The organism is Pantoea sp. ABR1s (genome assembly GCF_057812235.1).
Genome location: NZ_CM173823.1, coordinates 2322758 through 2337677 on the forward strand (window position 1 = coordinate 2322758; position 14920 = coordinate 2337677).

General features: G+C 55.4%; 12 protein-coding genes and 1 other RNA gene. 4 read left to right on the forward strand and 9 right to left on the reverse strand.

What is annotated here, in order from left to right; translation table 11 throughout:
- The first annotated feature begins 168 nt into the window (after nt 1–168).
- Complete coding sequence (ydiK, locus tag ACXKZD_RS10910) at nt 169–1287, forward strand: AI-2E family transporter YdiK (RefSeq protein ID WP_010670033.1); 1119 nt, start codon at nt 169–171, stop codon at nt 1285–1287.
- A gap of 292 nt (nt 1288–1579) precedes the next feature.
- Nucleotides 1580–1687, forward strand: an RNA gene (gene rprA, locus ACXKZD_RS10915) — antisense sRNA RprA.
- Between the two features lie 69 nt (nt 1688–1756).
- Here the strand turns inward: rprA and ppsA are convergent.
- A complete protein-coding gene (ppsA, locus tag ACXKZD_RS10920; protein WP_010245649.1) occupies nt 1757–4141 on the reverse strand; it encodes a phosphoenolpyruvate synthase in 2385 nt (794 codons plus the stop codon).
- 437 nt (nt 4142–4578) lie between these two features.
- On the opposite strand from ppsA, the gene ppsR reads away from it, so the two are divergent.
- The gene (ppsR, locus tag ACXKZD_RS10925; RefSeq protein WP_010245652.1) at nt 4579–5406 is read left to right on the forward strand and encodes a posphoenolpyruvate synthetase regulatory kinase/phosphorylase PpsR; all 828 of its coding nucleotides are present in this window, start codon (nt 4579–4581) and stop codon (nt 5404–5406) included.
- Nucleotides 5407–5557: 151 nt separating this feature from the next.
- A complete protein-coding gene (locus tag ACXKZD_RS10930) occupies nt 5558–6604 on the forward strand; it encodes a 3-deoxy-7-phosphoheptulonate synthase (RefSeq protein WP_010670032.1) in 1047 nt (348 codons plus the stop codon).
- Nucleotides 6605–6611: 7 nt separating this feature from the next.
- Here ACXKZD_RS10930 and ACXKZD_RS10935 read toward each other — a convergent pair whose 3' ends face one another.
- The 8 genes from ACXKZD_RS10935 to pheT form a co-directional block, all read right to left on the reverse strand.
- Nucleotides 6612–8063, reverse strand: coding sequence for a protein adenylyltransferase SelO (locus ACXKZD_RS10935; protein ID WP_010245658.1), 1452 nt, complete (start codon nt 8061–8063; stop codon nt 6612–6614).
- Between the two features lie 80 nt (nt 8064–8143).
- The gene (locus ACXKZD_RS10940) at nt 8144–8890 is read right to left on the reverse strand and encodes an EAL domain-containing protein (RefSeq protein WP_010670031.1); all 747 of its coding nucleotides are present in this window, start codon (nt 8888–8890) and stop codon (nt 8144–8146) included.
- 295 nt (nt 8891–9185) lie between these two features.
- Nucleotides 9186–9644: a C40 family peptidase gene (locus ACXKZD_RS10945; protein WP_010245666.1), complete on the reverse strand. Its 459-nt coding sequence runs from the start codon at nt 9642–9644 to the stop codon at nt 9186–9188.
- A 68-nt stretch (nt 9645–9712) separates the two neighbouring features.
- Nucleotides 9713–10462, reverse strand: a complete 750-nt coding sequence (gene btuD / locus ACXKZD_RS10950; protein ID WP_488981600.1) for a vitamin B12 ABC transporter ATP-binding protein BtuD — start codon at nt 10460–10462, stop codon at nt 9713–9715.
- Nucleotides 10463–11008: a glutathione peroxidase gene (locus ACXKZD_RS10955; RefSeq protein WP_010670029.1), complete on the reverse strand. Its 546-nt coding sequence runs from the start codon at nt 11006–11008 to the stop codon at nt 10463–10465.
- A 50-nt stretch (nt 11009–11058) separates the two neighbouring features.
- Complete coding sequence (btuC, locus tag ACXKZD_RS10960) at nt 11059–12042, reverse strand: vitamin B12 ABC transporter permease BtuC (RefSeq protein ID WP_010670028.1); 984 nt, start codon at nt 12040–12042, stop codon at nt 11059–11061.
- A 179-nt stretch (nt 12043–12221) separates the two neighbouring features.
- Nucleotides 12222–12524: an integration host factor subunit alpha gene (ihfA, locus tag ACXKZD_RS10965; RefSeq protein ID WP_003853259.1), complete on the reverse strand. Its 303-nt coding sequence runs from the start codon at nt 12522–12524 to the stop codon at nt 12222–12224.
- A gap of 4 nt (nt 12525–12528) precedes the next feature.
- Nucleotides 12529–14916, reverse strand: coding sequence for a phenylalanine--tRNA ligase subunit beta (gene pheT, locus ACXKZD_RS10970; protein WP_022625753.1), 2388 nt, complete (start codon nt 14914–14916; stop codon nt 12529–12531).
- Nucleotides 14917–14920: the final 4 nt, after the last annotated feature.

Sequence of the window (14920 nt, forward strand, 5' to 3'; positions counted from 1 at the left end):
ATAGATTAGCGATTTCTCGTTTTATCATATTTTTCCTGCGCCTGCCCTTTTTTCAGAAAAGGCAAAAACCTTTCTCCGCGACTCTGTTTAATCCTCAGCAAATAGATCATGATAAAAACCGGCATCCGAATGCCTGAAAATGAAGGATTAAGACGAGGTTATGAGTCAATGATGAAAAGCCAGTACCGGGATATGGATTTACCGCAAATACTCTTCACCCTGATGTTCATTCTGCTGCTGATTGTCGCCTGTTTATGGGTCGTGCAGCCGTTTATTCTGGGCTTTGCCTGGGCCAGCATGGTGGTGATTGCCACCTGGCCATTGATGCTGAAATTCCAGCGACTGTTATGGGGACGCCGTTCCCTGGCGGTGATCGTGATGACACTGCTTCTGCTGCTGCTGTTTATTATCCCTATCGCCCTGCTGGTCAGCAGCCTGATTGATAACAGCGCGCCGGTGATTGCCTGGGTTACCCAGGGGCATATGATGCCGCGACTGTTATGGCTCAACGATGTACCGATGGTCGGCAAAAAGCTTTATGTCAGTTATGACACACTGGTAGCAAGCGGCGGTGCCGGCGTCATGGCGAAAATACAGCCCTATATCGGCCGTACCACCGGTTTTTTCGTCGCGCAGGCCGGTCATTTCGGACGCTTTATGATCCATCTGGGCGTGATGTTACTGTTCAGCGTGCTGCTCTACTGGCGTGGCGAACAGGCTGCCCAGGGCATTCGTCACTTTGCTTTCCGCATGGCGGGACGGCGCGGTGATGCCGCCGTACTGCTGGCGGCGCAGTCCATTCGTGCCGTGGCGCTTGGCGTAGTGGTGACGGCGCTGGTGCAGGGCGTGCTGGGCGGTATCGGTCTGGCGATCTCCGGCATTCCTTACGCCACGCTGTTGACGGTACTGATGATCCTCTGCTGTCTGGTACAGCTCGGCCCGCTACTGGTGCTGGTTCCCGCCATTATCTACCTCTACTGGAGCGGAGATACGACATGGGGAACGGTGCTGCTGGTCTGGAGCTGTGTGGTCGGCACGATGGATAACGTGCTGCGCCCGATGCTGATCCGCATGGGTGCCGATCTGCCAATGATCCTGATTCTTTCTGGTGTTATTGGTGGACTGTTTGCATTCGGGATGATTGGTCTGTTTATTGGGCCAGTGGTTCTGGCGGTCTCCTACCGTCTGGTTTCCGTCTGGGTTCATGAAGCGCCTGCCCCGGATAGTGATCAACTGGCCGTGGCTGATGCCCTGGCGGATCACGATGATACCCCGCCTGCTGTATGATGGGATGCAATAACCCGCTGCGCCGCTACCCCCCATAAGCATTGATTAGTGCGGTTAATGATGATTAACCGCACCCCTTCTCTCAGATCAGATAAATTCTGTTTTCCATTAGCGATTTTTAAGAAAAAAGCCACCTTTGGCCTGAAAGTGACCTTTTCGGGCCAAAAAAGATTACTTTCTGCACTGTTTCTTAAGCCAAATGGCGAAGTAAAGGTCACAAAAGATTATTGGCTTTAAACTAATAAGAGGATTCTTAAAGACGACAGCCAGCCGTATGAATAACATGTTTCCTATGTTCGAAATCAACCTGATGATTTTCAGACAATCTCATTCCCCTGAGTAGAGTAAAGAATTGCTGTGTGTAGTCTTTGCCCATCCCCTGTGATGGGCTTTTTTTTTGCCTGAATCTGACCAGATATAAACAGAAAAGGCCCGCATAGCGGGCCCTGAAGAGTGCTAACAACCCGTATCAGGCTGTTTTATTTAACTGCGCCAGACTCACCCAGGTCTCCACCACCGTGTCCGGGTTCAGTGACAGACTGTCGATGCCCTCTTCCATCAGCCATGCGGCGAAATCCTGATGGTCTGACGGTCCCTGCCCGCAGATTCCGACATATTTCCCCTTCTGCTTCGCCGCCCTTATCGCCATTGAAAGCAGCATCTTCACGGCCTCGTTACGCTCGTCAAACAGCGCGGAGACGACGCCAGAGTCGCGGTCCAGCCCCAGCGTCAGCTGAGTCATGTCGTTTGAGCCAATAGAGAAGCCATCGAAGTGCTCCAGGAACTGATCCGCCAGCAGGGCATTGGATGGGATCTCGCACATCATAATGATCTTCAGCCCGTTCTCGCCGCGCTTCAGTCCCTGACGCCCCAGCTCTTCCACCACAGCCTTCGCCTGCTCAACGGTGCGCACAAACGGAACCATAATCTCGACGTTTGTCAGGCCCATCTCGTTGCGAACACGTTTCACCGCTTCGCACTCCAGCGCAAAGCAGTCCCGGAAGCTGTCAGCGACATAGCGACCCGCACCCCGGAATCCCAGCATCGGGTTTTCCTCTTCCGGCTCGTAGCGTTCTCCACCCACCAGGTTGGCATATTCATTGGTTTTAAAGTCAGAAAGTCGGACAATTACGCGTTTCGGCGCAAAAGCGGCGCCAAGCGTGGCAATTCCTTCAGTCAGGCGAGCGATGTAAAACTCCACCGGATCATCAAATCCTTTCATCATTTTACGGATCTGCTGCTGCAGCTCCGGCGTCTGTTGGTCAAACTCCAGCAGCGCTTTAGGGTGGACGCCGATCATACGGTTAATGATAAATTCCAGCCGCGCCAGACCCACGCCTTCGTTAGGCAGACAGGCGAAATCAAAGGCGCGATCGGGGTTGCCCACGTTCATCATGATCTTCAGCGGCAGTTCAGGCAGTGAATCGACCTGCGAACTGGTGACGTCGAAGTCGAGCAGTTGATCATAAACGTAGCCGGTATCACCTTCGGCACATGAGACCGTGACGTTATGCCCCTCTTTCAGCCGGTCGGTGGCGTCACCACAGCCCACCACTGCCGGAATGCCCAGCTCACGCGCGATGATCGCAGCATGACAGGTCCGTCCGCCACGGTTAGTCACAATCGCTGATGCTTTTTTCATGATCGGTTCCCAGTCCGGGTCGGTCATGTCGGTCACCAGCACATCGCCTTTTTCAATGCGATTCATTTCGCTGATATCGTGGATGACCTTCACCACGCCTGCGCCAATACGATGACCGATAGCACGACCTTCCACGACGACGCTGCCCTGCCCCTGCAGCGTGTAACGCTCCATTACCTGACCATTTGAGCGTACGGTTTCAGGGCGCGCCTGAACAATAAACAGTTTGCCGGTGTGCCCATCTTTGGCCCACTCAATATCCATCGGGCGCTGATAATGCTGTTCAATCAGCACCGCCTGCTTCGCCAGCGCCTGCACTTCCTCATCGCTCAGGCAGAAACGGTCGCGTTCGGCCTCAGGCACATCTTCGATCCGCACCTGCTCGCCATGCGCCTGTGAATCGGCATAGACCATGCGAACCTTTTTCGAGCCCATATTGCGGCGCACAATCGACGGACGATCGGCTGCCAGGGTTGGCTTGTGCACATAGAACTCATCCGGGTTAACGGCACCCTGCACCACCATTTCCCCCAGCCCCAGTGCAGCGGTGATAAAGACCACCTGATCAAAGCCGGACTCGGTATCAATGGTGAACATCACACCCGAGGCGGCCAGGTCTGAACGCACCATGCGCTGTATTCCCGCAGAGAGCGCAACGCCACGATGGTCATAGCCCTGATGCACACGGTAGGAGATAGCGCGGTCATTAAACAGCGAGGCGAAGACATGCTTTACCGCCACCATGACGGCGTCGATGCCCTGTACATTCAGGAAGGTTTCCTGCTGGCCGGCAAAAGAGGCATCAGGCATATCTTCTGCGGTTGCAGAGGAGCGCACGGCAAACGACGCGGCATCATCATCAGCAGAAAGCTGCTTATAGGCGTCCAGAATGGCGGACTCCAGCTCGGGCAGGAACGGTGTCTCCACGACCCACTGACGAATCTGCTTACCCGCTTTTGCCAGCGCATCAACGTCATCAATATCGGTCTCATCCAGCAGCGCATAAATGCGCTGATTCAGCCCGCTTTGATCGAGGAACAGGTTAAAGGCGTAGGATGTGGTCGCGAAACCGTTGGGCACGGAAACGCCCAGCGACGACAGATTAGTAATCATTTCACCCAGAGAGGCATTTTTGCCCCCCACCCGGTCAACATCATGCATGCCAAGCTGGTTATACCAGAGCACGAGTGGCTGTTCGCCTTTACTGGACATTGAGCTTATCCTTTATCAATTATCAATGAATGGACACAGGGAGTAATCTGTTTTCAGCCTGGCATATCACCCTCTCAATAACGATCTGTTGAATCGTTAAAGCAGAATTTCAGCCACAGTTTCGGAATTGTGAGCGCTTTATTTTGCTGTTGCGCAAAGTCGCCTTTTTTCTCTAAATGATTGATGCCACAGGAAATGGCAGATTTTCAGCCACTTAAGCATTCTGTTTTGTTGCGCAACAACTGCGTGGCTACTTGCGGCTTAACGACGGATTAAAAAGAATGCTGGCTCAACGAGCCACCCTTTCATTTTTAGTATCATGATGAAACGACAGACAAATAATCCGGACAGACATTCCAGAAATTAAAATCAGAGATGATTTATTTAATCGCATGGCCCATGCTGAATGCTCACTCTTGTCTGAGGCTGATTTCGTTATGACAACTGACAGAAGCGTTTTTTATATCTCCGATGGTACGGCCATTACGGCTGAGGTGCTGGGTCATGCGGTGCTGTCGCAGTTTCCGGTCAATATCACCAGCCTGACGCTGCCGTTTGTGGAAAATGTTCAGCGGGCGCTGGCGGTTAAAGCCCAGATTAACGCGCTCTATCAGCAGAGCGGTGTCCGGCCGCTGGTCTTTTTCTCCATCGTGACGCCGGAAGTGCGCGACATCATCGTACAGAGTGACGGCTTTTGTCAGGATATCGTCCAGGCGCTGGTCGCCCCGCTTCAGCAGGAGCTGGGGTTATCGCCCGCGCCGGTGGCACACCGTACCCATGGACTGGATGCCAGTAACCTGGGTAAATATGACGCACGTATCGCGGCCATCGATTACACCCTGGCGCATGATGACGGCATCTCGCTGCGCGGGCTGGAAGATGCGCAGGTGATTCTGTTAGGCGTCTCGCGCTGTGGCAAAACCCCCACCAGCCTCTATCTGGCAATGCAGTTTGGTATTCGCGCCGCCAACTATCCATTCATTGCCGACGATATGGATAACCTTAAACTCCCGCCCGCGCTGCGCGCGCATCAGAATAAACTGTTCGGGCTGACCATCGACCCGGAACGGCTGGCTGCGATACGTCAGGAGCGGGCGGAAAATACCCGTTACGCCTCGATGCGTCAGTGCCGGCTGGAGGTGGGCGAAGTGGAAGCGCTGTTTCGCACTCATCAGATCCGCTATCTCAACAGCACCAACTACTCCGTGGAGGAGATTGCGACCAAAATTCTCGACATTATGGGCCTGACTCGCCGCATGTACTGATGGGTAACCGGCGCTGAACTGTAAAGCGGCGCTGCCGTCGCTTTTGATTTCATTATTAAATTCCGGGTTGAATTCGCAGACTAATGGTTTATTGTGACCACCATCACTTCCCGGTATTTCACCGCTGCGAAGAACCGTTTTCGAGAAACCCATGAACAAAACCGACGAACTGCGTACCGCACGCATTGGTAGTCTGATTACCCCCGCCAGCCTGGCGGCCGAGCATCCTGTCTCTCCGGCAATTGCCGACAATGTCACCGCTGCCCGTAAACGTATTGCCCGTATTCTGACTGGTGAAGATCCCCGCCTGCTGGTGGTGATTGGCCCCTGCTCGCTGCACGACCCGAAAGCGGCGCTGGAATATGCTGAGCGTCTGAACGCGTTACGCCGCCGCTATGAAGATCGGCTGGAGATTGTGATGCGTGCCTACTTTGAAAAGCCGCGCACCGTAGTGGGCTGGAAAGGCTTAATCTCCGATCCGGATCTGGATGGGAGCTACGATGTGAACCGCGGCATAGGCATCGCCCGCCAGCTGCTGATTGATATCAACGCGCTGGGCCTGCCTACCGCCACGGAATTCCTGGATATGGTGATCGGCCAGTTTATTGCCGATCTGATTAGCTGGGGCGCGATTGGCGCACGCACCACCGAAAGCCAGATCCACCGCGAAATGGCATCGGCCCTCTCCTGCCCGGTCGGCTTTAAAAACGGCACCGATGGTAACGTACAGATTGCCGTGGATGCGATTCGCGCCGCGCGCGCCAGCCACATGTTCCTTTCGCCCGATAAGCTGGGCCAGATGACTATCTATCAGACCAGCGGCAACCCGCATGGTCATGTGATCCTGCGTGGCGGCAAACAGCCTAACTATCATGCCAGCGATGTCGCCGCCGCAGCCGAAAGTCTGTCGGCATTTAATCTGCCACAGCAACTGGTGATCGACTTCAGTCACGGTAACTGCCTGAAGCAGCATCGTCGTCAGATGGATGTCGCGGCAGAGGTGGCAGAACAGATTAAAGCGGGATCGCAGGCCGTTGCTGGTGTGATGATTGAAAGCTTCCTGGAAGAGGGCAATCAGAAAGTCGTCAGCGGCGAACCGCTGGTCTATGGCAAGTCGATTACCGATCCCTGCCTCGGCTGGCAGGAGAGCGAAAAGGTGCTCGCCCTGCTGGCCGAGGCGGTTTCTCACCGCCTCTGAGTCTGCATCAGCTGGAGCAGCTCACTTCCAGGGTTTTGCCCCAGTCTGGCGGCCGCTGACGATATTCAGCGGCTGTCTGATCGCTAAAGGGTTGCTGTAACGCCTGATGCAGACGTGCCAGCGCCCCCTGCTCTCCCCGCTCCGCCTCTTCAATCGCCTGCTGAGCCAGATAGTTGCGCAGAATCACCGCCGGATTGGCCGCCTTCATCACGGCCTGACGTTCTGCATCGCTGACCTGCTCATCCATCAGACGGCTGCGGTAGCGCTGATACCAGCTATCAAACGCCTCACGATCGATAAACTCATCCCGCAGCGGTGAACGGCTGTCAGCCTGTTGCGTCTCACTAAGCAGGCGGAACGTCAGGGTGTAATCGCTATGCTCCTGCGTCATCAGTGCCAGCAGATCGGTCAGAATCTCATTATCGCTGCTCTGCTGCGTCAGCAGACCGAGTTTCGCCCGCATCCGTTCGCCCCAGACCCGCATCAGTTCAGGTTCGTAGGCGCTCAGTGCCGTCCGCAACTGCTCGGTGGTCAGCAGACCCGACAGCGCATGTGCCAGCCGGTTAAGATTCCACATACCGATCATTGGCTGATTTTCAAAGCTGTAGCGCCCCTGATAGTCGCTGTGATTACAGATAAAGTCGGGCTGATAATCATCCAGAAAACCAAAGGGGCCATAGTCGATGGTCAGACCCAGAATCGACATGTTGTCCGTGTTCATCACTCCATGAGCAAAGCCCACGCTCTGCCACAGCGCAATCAGACGCGCAGTGCGTAACACAATATCGGTAAACCACTGTTGATAGCGGTCTGCTTCAGCGTCCAGATGCGGCCAGTGATGGCGAATGGCATAGTCGGCCAGTTGCTGCACTTTCTCCTGCTGCTGGCTGTAAAAGAAATGCTCGAAATGACCGAAACGCAGATGACTCGGTGAAATGCGCATCAGCATCGCGCCACGCTCTGTTGTTTCGCGGTAGACCGGCTCATCACCTATCGACAGGGTCAGCGCACGCGTGGTGGGAATGCCCAGATGATGCAGCGCTTCCGAGGCGAGAAACTCACGCACGCTGGAACGGATCACGGCACGACCATCCCCCATGCGGGAATAAGGCGTCAGGCCTGCGCCCTTGAGATGCCAGTCCAGCTTGCTGCCATCCTCCAGACGCTGCTCACCCAGCAGAATGCCGCGCCCGTCGCCAAGCTGGCCCGCCCAGACGCCAAACTGATGGCCGCTGTAGACCTGCGCCAGCGGCTGCATGCCGGGCAGCAGTGCGGCACCGTGCCAGACGGCATGACCCTTATCGGCAAAGAGCGCGCTATCCAGCCCCATTGAGGCTGCAAGCGGTGCGTTATGATACAGCAGGCGTCCGCCTGCAAGTGGCGTGGGGTTCAGCGCGGTGTAACATCCGGTAAGTTCACGGAACCAGGTGTTGTCAAAAGAGGCCTTGCCTGAGGACATTGTTTCTCCCATGCGATGCTCAGCGTTACTTAAGATTAGTCCTCTAGTGTAACGCTGATAGCGGGGATTAACAGGAAGTATCAGCCGGGATGCTGCGCGGATGGCACACGATCGTCGGCGCAGATCAGCGAACGCAGCGCGTCAGATTTTACCACCGGGAAGAGCGCACCCTGAAACTCAGCACCGCTCAGCTGGCTGACTTTATCCAGCAGCACGTCGTCATCAATGCCACAAATAATGAGCCGGTCACAATGGGCGCGGAAATTATCTATAATGCTCTGAATAAATGGCACGAATGAAGCGCGCTTTGCCAGCGAATGAATAAACTCTTTGTCCAGGCAGATACAGCTGAATAAATTATCGTAGACCGCATTAGAGGGGGTCTTACCCGCGCCGAAATGAGAAATCGCTAAATTAAACTCAGCATGCAGGCTTGCCAGCAGGGGATTATTTTTTCCCAGTTTTAGTTGCGGAAACGTTTCAGTGATATTCAACAGAATGAATGGCAACTGCTTTATTTTGCGCATCACTAATTCGCTGGCCAGCAGCGTCCGGGCCATGCCTTCATCAATACGTATAAATGCTGACACGGAATGCGCTTCAAAAAAGCCGCGATTCTGCTCCAGCAATCCAATCTGACTTTGCAGCAGGCGCAGCTGCTGCGACTCATCGAGCTGCGGCAGCAACAGATCCTGCGGCAGGGTGATGGGGGCACTTTCATGCACAAACTGCGTGACCAGCTCGACAGCGGTCAGTCGCCCATTAACATCACAGACAGGATAAAACCAGATTTCCGACTGATAGTCGGCCGAAAGATGAATTTTCATTTTAATGCCAGAATATGCGGCGATGGGGATATCGTATAGTAATGGTCAGGCGCAGGCAATAGTGCCAAATCATTGAAGAGACGAACTTCTTTACTCTTCCATTGCCGTTTGGCAGCAGGCGATCACCCTTAAGCCAAATAGTAGCGATAAAACAGCGGTTATTAGTGGAATTAAATAAGCGTTTATTATGTTTATTAAAACCCACGCTCAATAACTGTCATTTAAAATAAACCTTTTACTCTCTGTTTTAACTCTATTTAAAATTGGACTTAAGTCTGATTCCCCGGACCTGCGTTTAAATACGACGCGCCTGCCAGAACACTTTTCGCCAGTAGACATTGTCGAGCGAGGAGCGGATGACGCCCTGGCTGGTTGAGGCATGAATAAAGGCGTTATCGGTGTCATAAATGCCCACATGCAGGCCATTCTCCCCGCGACCGGTTTTGAAGAAGACCAGATCGCCTGGTAGCAGTTCATCTTTGCTGATTCGGGTGCCGATATCGCTTTGAGCTGAGGTGGTGCGCGGCAGTTGCAGCGCAAATTTATCGCGGAAAGTCAGATAGACAAAGCCGGAGCAGTCAACCCCGTTACGACTCATGCCGCCATAGCGATAAGGCGTCCCACGCCAGTTACCGAGCTGATCGTTCAGTTCCGCAATCACGGTGATCGAATCGGAAAGACGGCCATTAATCGGCGGAGCGTGATGACTGCATCCCGTCAGCAGCAGAACTAAAATCAGCAAACCCAGGCGCATCGCCAAATGTCCTTATCAGAAGTTGCAACCGGCTTAATGTAGCGGTAAAGCCCGCCGGGTAGCAAGTGTCAGGGCAATACGGTCAGCAGCGTGCGTCCTTCAAGTTCAAGCTGCCGGAAAGCAATCTGGTAGATCGGTGTCAGGCGCTGCGGCGTCAGAACCTCAGCCGGTTCACCCTGCGCAATCAACGCTCCCTTATCCATCAGCCAGACCCGATCCGCCTGTTGCAGGCTGTGGTTGAGGTCGTGACTGCTGGCGATAACGCTGATGCCCGCCGCGCACAGGTCGGCAATCAGATCGTCCACCGCTTTTTGCTGGGCGATATCCAGCGCGGTCATGGGCTCATCAAGGATCAGCAGCCGCCCGTGTGGATTGATGTGGGGATCAATCTGCACACAAACCGCCGCCAGCCTGACGCGCTGCCATTCACCACCGGAGAGCCGGGTCAGTGAACGCGATAACTTATCCTGCAGCTGAAGCCGTTTCAGCAGCGTGCTGAGGCGATCGTCTGTCTGCCCCGCCGCCTGTTTCAGATGCAGACGCAAATAGTGCCAGACCGGCATCTGACTCAGCGGTGCCTGCTGCTGAGGCAGCCAGCCGCGAACCCGGGCCATCGCTGCGCCATTCCAGTCACTCAGCGGCTGTTCGTCCAGCAGCACCGTGCCGGAGGCGGGTTGCAGTCCCGCAATCACACTGAGTAAGGTGCTTTTGCCTGCACCGTTCGGGCCTGCCACGTGCAGCAGCTGACCGGCGGCAAGCTCACCGGTCAGTGGCAGCAGCCGTCCGGGGAGGGCGGCCTGTTGCAGGCGCAACAGCATCTATTTTGCCAGCGCCTGCTTAATGGTTTCCAGAATGATCGGATCTTCCGGCGTCATGTCAGGTGCAAAACGCTGGATCACGCTGCCGTCACGGCCAATAAGGAATTTTTCGAAGTTCCACAGAATGTCGCCCTGCTCTTTCGGCGCGCGTCCTTTGCTCTCCATACGCTCGTAAAAGCCGCTGCCTTCCGGGCGCACCGCGTCAGGTCGGGCCGCAATCAGCTGAGCATAGAGCGGATGACGGCCTGCGCCATTCACCTCGGTTTTGGCAAACATCGGGAACGTGACGCCATACGTGGTGCTGCAGAAGGTTTTAATCTCCTCACTGCTGCCCGGCTCCTGCTCCAGAAACTGGTTGCAGGGAAAACCGAGTACGCTGAAGCCCTGATCCTGCCAGGCTTTCTGCAGGTTCTCCAGCTCTTCATATTGCGGCGTCAGACCACATTTCGAGGCAACATTGACCACCAGCAGTACCTTGCCCTGCCATTGTGACAGCGTGGTTTTTTCCCCATCGAGCGTAACCAGTTCAGTTTGATAAATGTTCATGCTGTTTCCTGTTGTGGATGCTGTTGTGGATGCAGAGTCGCCAGCCGAAGCTAGCGTGAAGATTTCACCAGTAAAATAATAAACAGCGGCGCGCCCAGTGTCGCCGTCACGACGCCTATCGGTAATTCCGCCGACGTCAGCGCCAGGCGTGCCACAATATCGGCTGCCAGTAATACACCGGCGCCAGCCAGCGCCGATGCCGGCAGCAGATAACGGTGATCGCTGATGCCGCTCATACGCAGCAGATGCGGGATCACCAGTCCGACAAAGCCAATAGCACCGGCCATCGCGACGCTGATGCCGACCAGCCAGCCCATGGCGAGCACCAGCAGGTTACGCCAGTAGAAGAGAGACAGTCCGAGCTGGCGGGCAGATGTCTCGCCCAGCGCCAGCAGATTAAGAATCTGCCCGGTCGCCCCCAGGGCCAGCATCACCGGCAGCAGCGCCAGCATCATCCAGCCATAGCGCCAGTCAATCCCGCTGAATCCCCCCATCATCCAGTACATCAACTGACGCAGATCGAGGCTGGTGCTGAAGTAGACCGCCCAGGTCATGATGGCACTACAGATAATCCCCAGCGCCACGCCGGTAAGCAACAGTCGGGTGACCGAGAGCTGACGATGGGCAAAATGAAGCAGGATGAGCGTAATAATCAGCGCACCGGCCATCGCCGCCAGCCCAAGGCTCCACAGCGAGCCGCTGCCCAGCAGCACGCCAAGCACCAGGCCAATACCGGCACCATTCGAGACGCCGAGCAGGCCGGGCTCCGCCAGCGGATTTGTAAACAGCGCCTGCATCACCACACCGCATACCGCCAGCGACGCACCGACCAGCACCACCGCCAGGCTGCGGGGCAGCCGCAACTGCCAGACAAAGAGCCTGCCGCTTTCCGTGAACCAGTCTGAGGGCGCGATCCAGCTGTCACCAGCACACAGGCTGAGACAGAGCAGTGCAGAGAGCATAAGTGCTAACACAATAAGCCATTTCTGGCCGCGCTGGTCGGCCTGGCGCGCGAGCTGGTCGAGCAGAGACATAAGCGGGATTAGCTGAGAAAAAAGAGATTTGATTGTAGAGGGATTGCAGAAAAAAGAAAGGCAGATGAGGCGGTTTGCTCTTTGCCGTCAGGGAGATTAACGGGCGCGGGAAGCGGGATTACTGCGTACTGAAACCATGAAAAAAGGCCGCTTGCGCGGCCTTTTTGAAACGCTGAAATTCAGTCAGTCTCTTTGGGTGTAGCGTTCTCTACGCGGCTTTTCAGCTTCTGTCCTGGGCGGAACGTTACTACGCGACGCGCAGTAATCGGAATATCTTCACCCGTTTTCGGGTTTCTGCCAGGACGCTGGTTTTTGTCACGCAGGTCAAAATTACCAAACCCAGACAGTTTTACCTGTTCTCCATTCTCCAAAGCGCGACGTACCTCTTCGAAAAACAGCTCTACTAACTCTTTGGCATCGCGTTTGCTCAGCCCGAGTTTCTCAAACAGGTACTCTGACATCTCAGCTTTTGTAAGCGCCATAGGTTCAATCCCTCAAGGTTGCCTGGAATCGCTCTTTTAATGCCGCAACGCATTTGCCAACGGTCGCGGCAATCTCCTCTTCTTCGAGTGTCCGGCTGGTATCCTGCAAAATCAGGCTGATTGCGAGGCTCTTGTAGCCCTCAGAAACGCCCTTACCGCGGTACACGTCAAACAAGTTTACGCCAACTACCTGATTTACGCCAACTTTCTTACACTCCGCGATGATATCTGCTGCGGGGACGTTTTCAGCCACCACAACGGCAATATCACGACGGTTCGCCGGGAAGCGAGAAATCTCGCGCGCGTCAGGCAGGACGCGGTCTGCGACCTTATTCCAAAGCAGTTCAAAGACTAAGGTGCGGCCATTGAGATCAAGCTTACGTTCCAGCTCAGGATGAACCACGCCGATAAATCCGATATGTTCATCATGCAAATAAATCGCCGCGCTCTGTCCTGGATGCAACGCCGGATTCGCTTCAGCACGGAAGCTGATGTCATCCAGTTTGCCGGTTAAATCGAGCAGCGATTCTAAATCGCCTTTCAAATCATAGAAGTCAACTGTCTGACGCGCCAGATCCCAGTGCTCTTCAACGCGGTTACCGCTGATGACGCCAGCCAGCATAAGATCCTGACGGATGCCCAAATCTGCCTGGGTATCCGGCACAAAGCGTAAGCCGCTCTCAAACAGGCGCACGCGGCTCTGCTGACGGTTCTGGTTGTAGACTACCGCGCTGAGCAGGCCGGTCCAGAGTGAGAGACGCATGGTCGACATATCGCTGGAGATTGGGCTCGGCAGCAACAGCGCCTCTTCACCCGGGTGCAGCAGCTGCTGAATTTTCGGATCGACGAAGCTATAGGTAATCGCTTCCTGATAGCCCTTATCCACCAGCAGGTTTTTCGCGCGCTTCAGCGACAGATTCGCTTCGCGATGCTGAGTCATCACCAGACCCGCCTGTACCGGCACATCCGGAATGTTGTTGTAGCCATAAATACGGGCCACTTCTTCAACCAGATCTTCTTCAATCGCCATATCGAAGCGCCAGCTCGGGGCGACGGCCTGCCACTGCCCTTCTCCCACGGTCACTTCACAGCCGAGACGCGTCAGAATGTCAGTCACCTGCTCATCCGCGATCACGTGGCCAATCAGACGGTCCAGCTTTTCACGACGCAGCGTGATCGTCGCTGGCACAGGCAGGGCTGCCTGATGAGTCTGATCGATGATCGGGCCCGCTTCACCGCCGCAGATTGACAGCAGCAGCTGGGTAGCACGCTCCAGTGCGGTGTGTTGCAGCGCCGGGTCAACACCACGCTCGTAGCGATGTGACGCGTCGGTATGCAGACCATGACGACGGGCGCGGCCGGTAATAGAGAGCGGATCAAAGTAAGCGCACTCGAACAGGATATTCTGCGTTTCGCCGTTCACGCCCGAATGTTCGCCACCAAAGATACCAGCCATCGCCAGCGCTTTCTGATGATCGGCGATCACTAAGGTATCACTCTGCAGGCTGGCTTCAGTGCCATCCAGCAGCGTCAGCTTTTCGCCCTCTTTCGCCATACGCACCACGATACCACCGTCGATGCGGTCGAGATCGAAAGCGTGCATCGGCTGACCCAGCTCCAGCAGAACGTAGTTAGTGATATCCACCACCGGATCGATAGAACGAATACCACAACGACGCAGCTTCTCTTTCATCCACAATGGCGTTGACGCCTTTACGTTAATCCCTTTTACTACACGGCCCAGATAGCGTGGACAGGCTTCTGTCGCGTCAACCTGAATCGGGAAAGTGTCGTTCAGCGTCGCAGCGACCGGCTGCATCTCCGGCACGTTCAGTGGCAAACCGTTGAGGACGGCGACATCACGGGCGATACCGATAAGACCCAGACAGTCAGCGCGGTTAGGCGTGACGCTGATTTCGATGGTGTTGTCATCAAGCTGCAGGTAGGCGCGGATGTCGGTGCCAATCGGCGCATCGGCTGGCAGTTCGATGATGCCGTTGTGGTCGTCGGAAATCCCCAGCTCGGAGAAAGAGCAGAGCATGCCTTCAGACGGCTCGCCACGCAGTTTGGCCGCTTTGATTTTGAAATCACCTGGCAGCACGGCGCCGACGGTGGCGACCGCGACTTTCAGTCCCTGACGGCAGTTCGGCGCGCCACAAACGATATCCAGCAGGCGATCGCCGCCCACATTGATTTTGGTCACACGCAGCTTGTCTGCATTCGGGTGCTGGCCGCACTCCACCACTTCCCCGACCACGACGCCGTGGAAGGCACCGGCAACCGGATCAACGCCGTCGACTTCCAGACCGGCCATAGTGATTTGTTCAGACAGCGCAGCGCTGTCCAGGGCTGGATTTACCCATTCGCGTAACCAGAGTTCACTGAATTTCATTGGA

Excerpts from the sequence above, each read along its gene's own strand:
- pheT (WP_022625753.1), bottom strand. The coding sequence starts at position 14,916 with ATGAAATTCAGTGAACTCTGGTTACGCGAATGGGTAAATCCAGCCCTG.
- btuD (WP_488981600.1), bottom strand. The coding sequence starts at position 10,462 with ATGCTGTTGCGCCTGCAACAGGCCGCCCTCCCCGGACGGCTGCTGCCA.
- ppsA (WP_010245649.1), bottom strand. The coding sequence starts at position 4,141 with ATGTCCAGTAAAGGCGAACAGCCACTCGTGCTCTGGTATAACCAGCTT.
- ACXKZD_RS10935 (WP_010245658.1), bottom strand. The coding sequence starts at position 8,063 with ATGTCCTCAGGCAAGGCCTCTTTTGACAACACCTGGTTCCGTGAACTT.
- ihfA (WP_003853259.1), bottom strand. The coding sequence starts at position 12,524 with ATGGCGCTTACAAAAGCTGAGATGTCAGAGTACCTGTTTGAGAAACTC.
- ACXKZD_RS10940 (WP_010670031.1), bottom strand. The coding sequence starts at position 8,890 with ATGAAAATTCATCTTTCGGCCGACTATCAGTCGGAAATCTGGTTTTAT.
- btuC (WP_010670028.1), bottom strand. The coding sequence starts at position 12,042 with ATGTCTCTGCTCGACCAGCTCGCGCGCCAGGCCGACCAGCGCGGCCAG.
- ppsR (WP_010245652.1), top strand. The coding sequence starts at position 4,579 with ATGACAACTGACAGAAGCGTTTTTTATATCTCCGATGGTACGGCCATT.
- ACXKZD_RS10955 (WP_010670029.1), bottom strand. The coding sequence starts at position 11,008 with ATGAACATTTATCAAACTGAACTGGTTACGCTCGATGGGGAAAAAACC.
- ydiK (WP_010670033.1), top strand. The coding sequence starts at position 169 with ATGATGAAAAGCCAGTACCGGGATATGGATTTACCGCAAATACTCTTC.
- ACXKZD_RS10945 (WP_010245666.1), bottom strand. The coding sequence starts at position 9,644 with ATGCGCCTGGGTTTGCTGATTTTAGTTCTGCTGCTGACGGGATGCAGT.
- ACXKZD_RS10930 (WP_010670032.1), top strand. The coding sequence starts at position 5,558 with ATGAACAAAACCGACGAACTGCGTACCGCACGCATTGGTAGTCTGATT.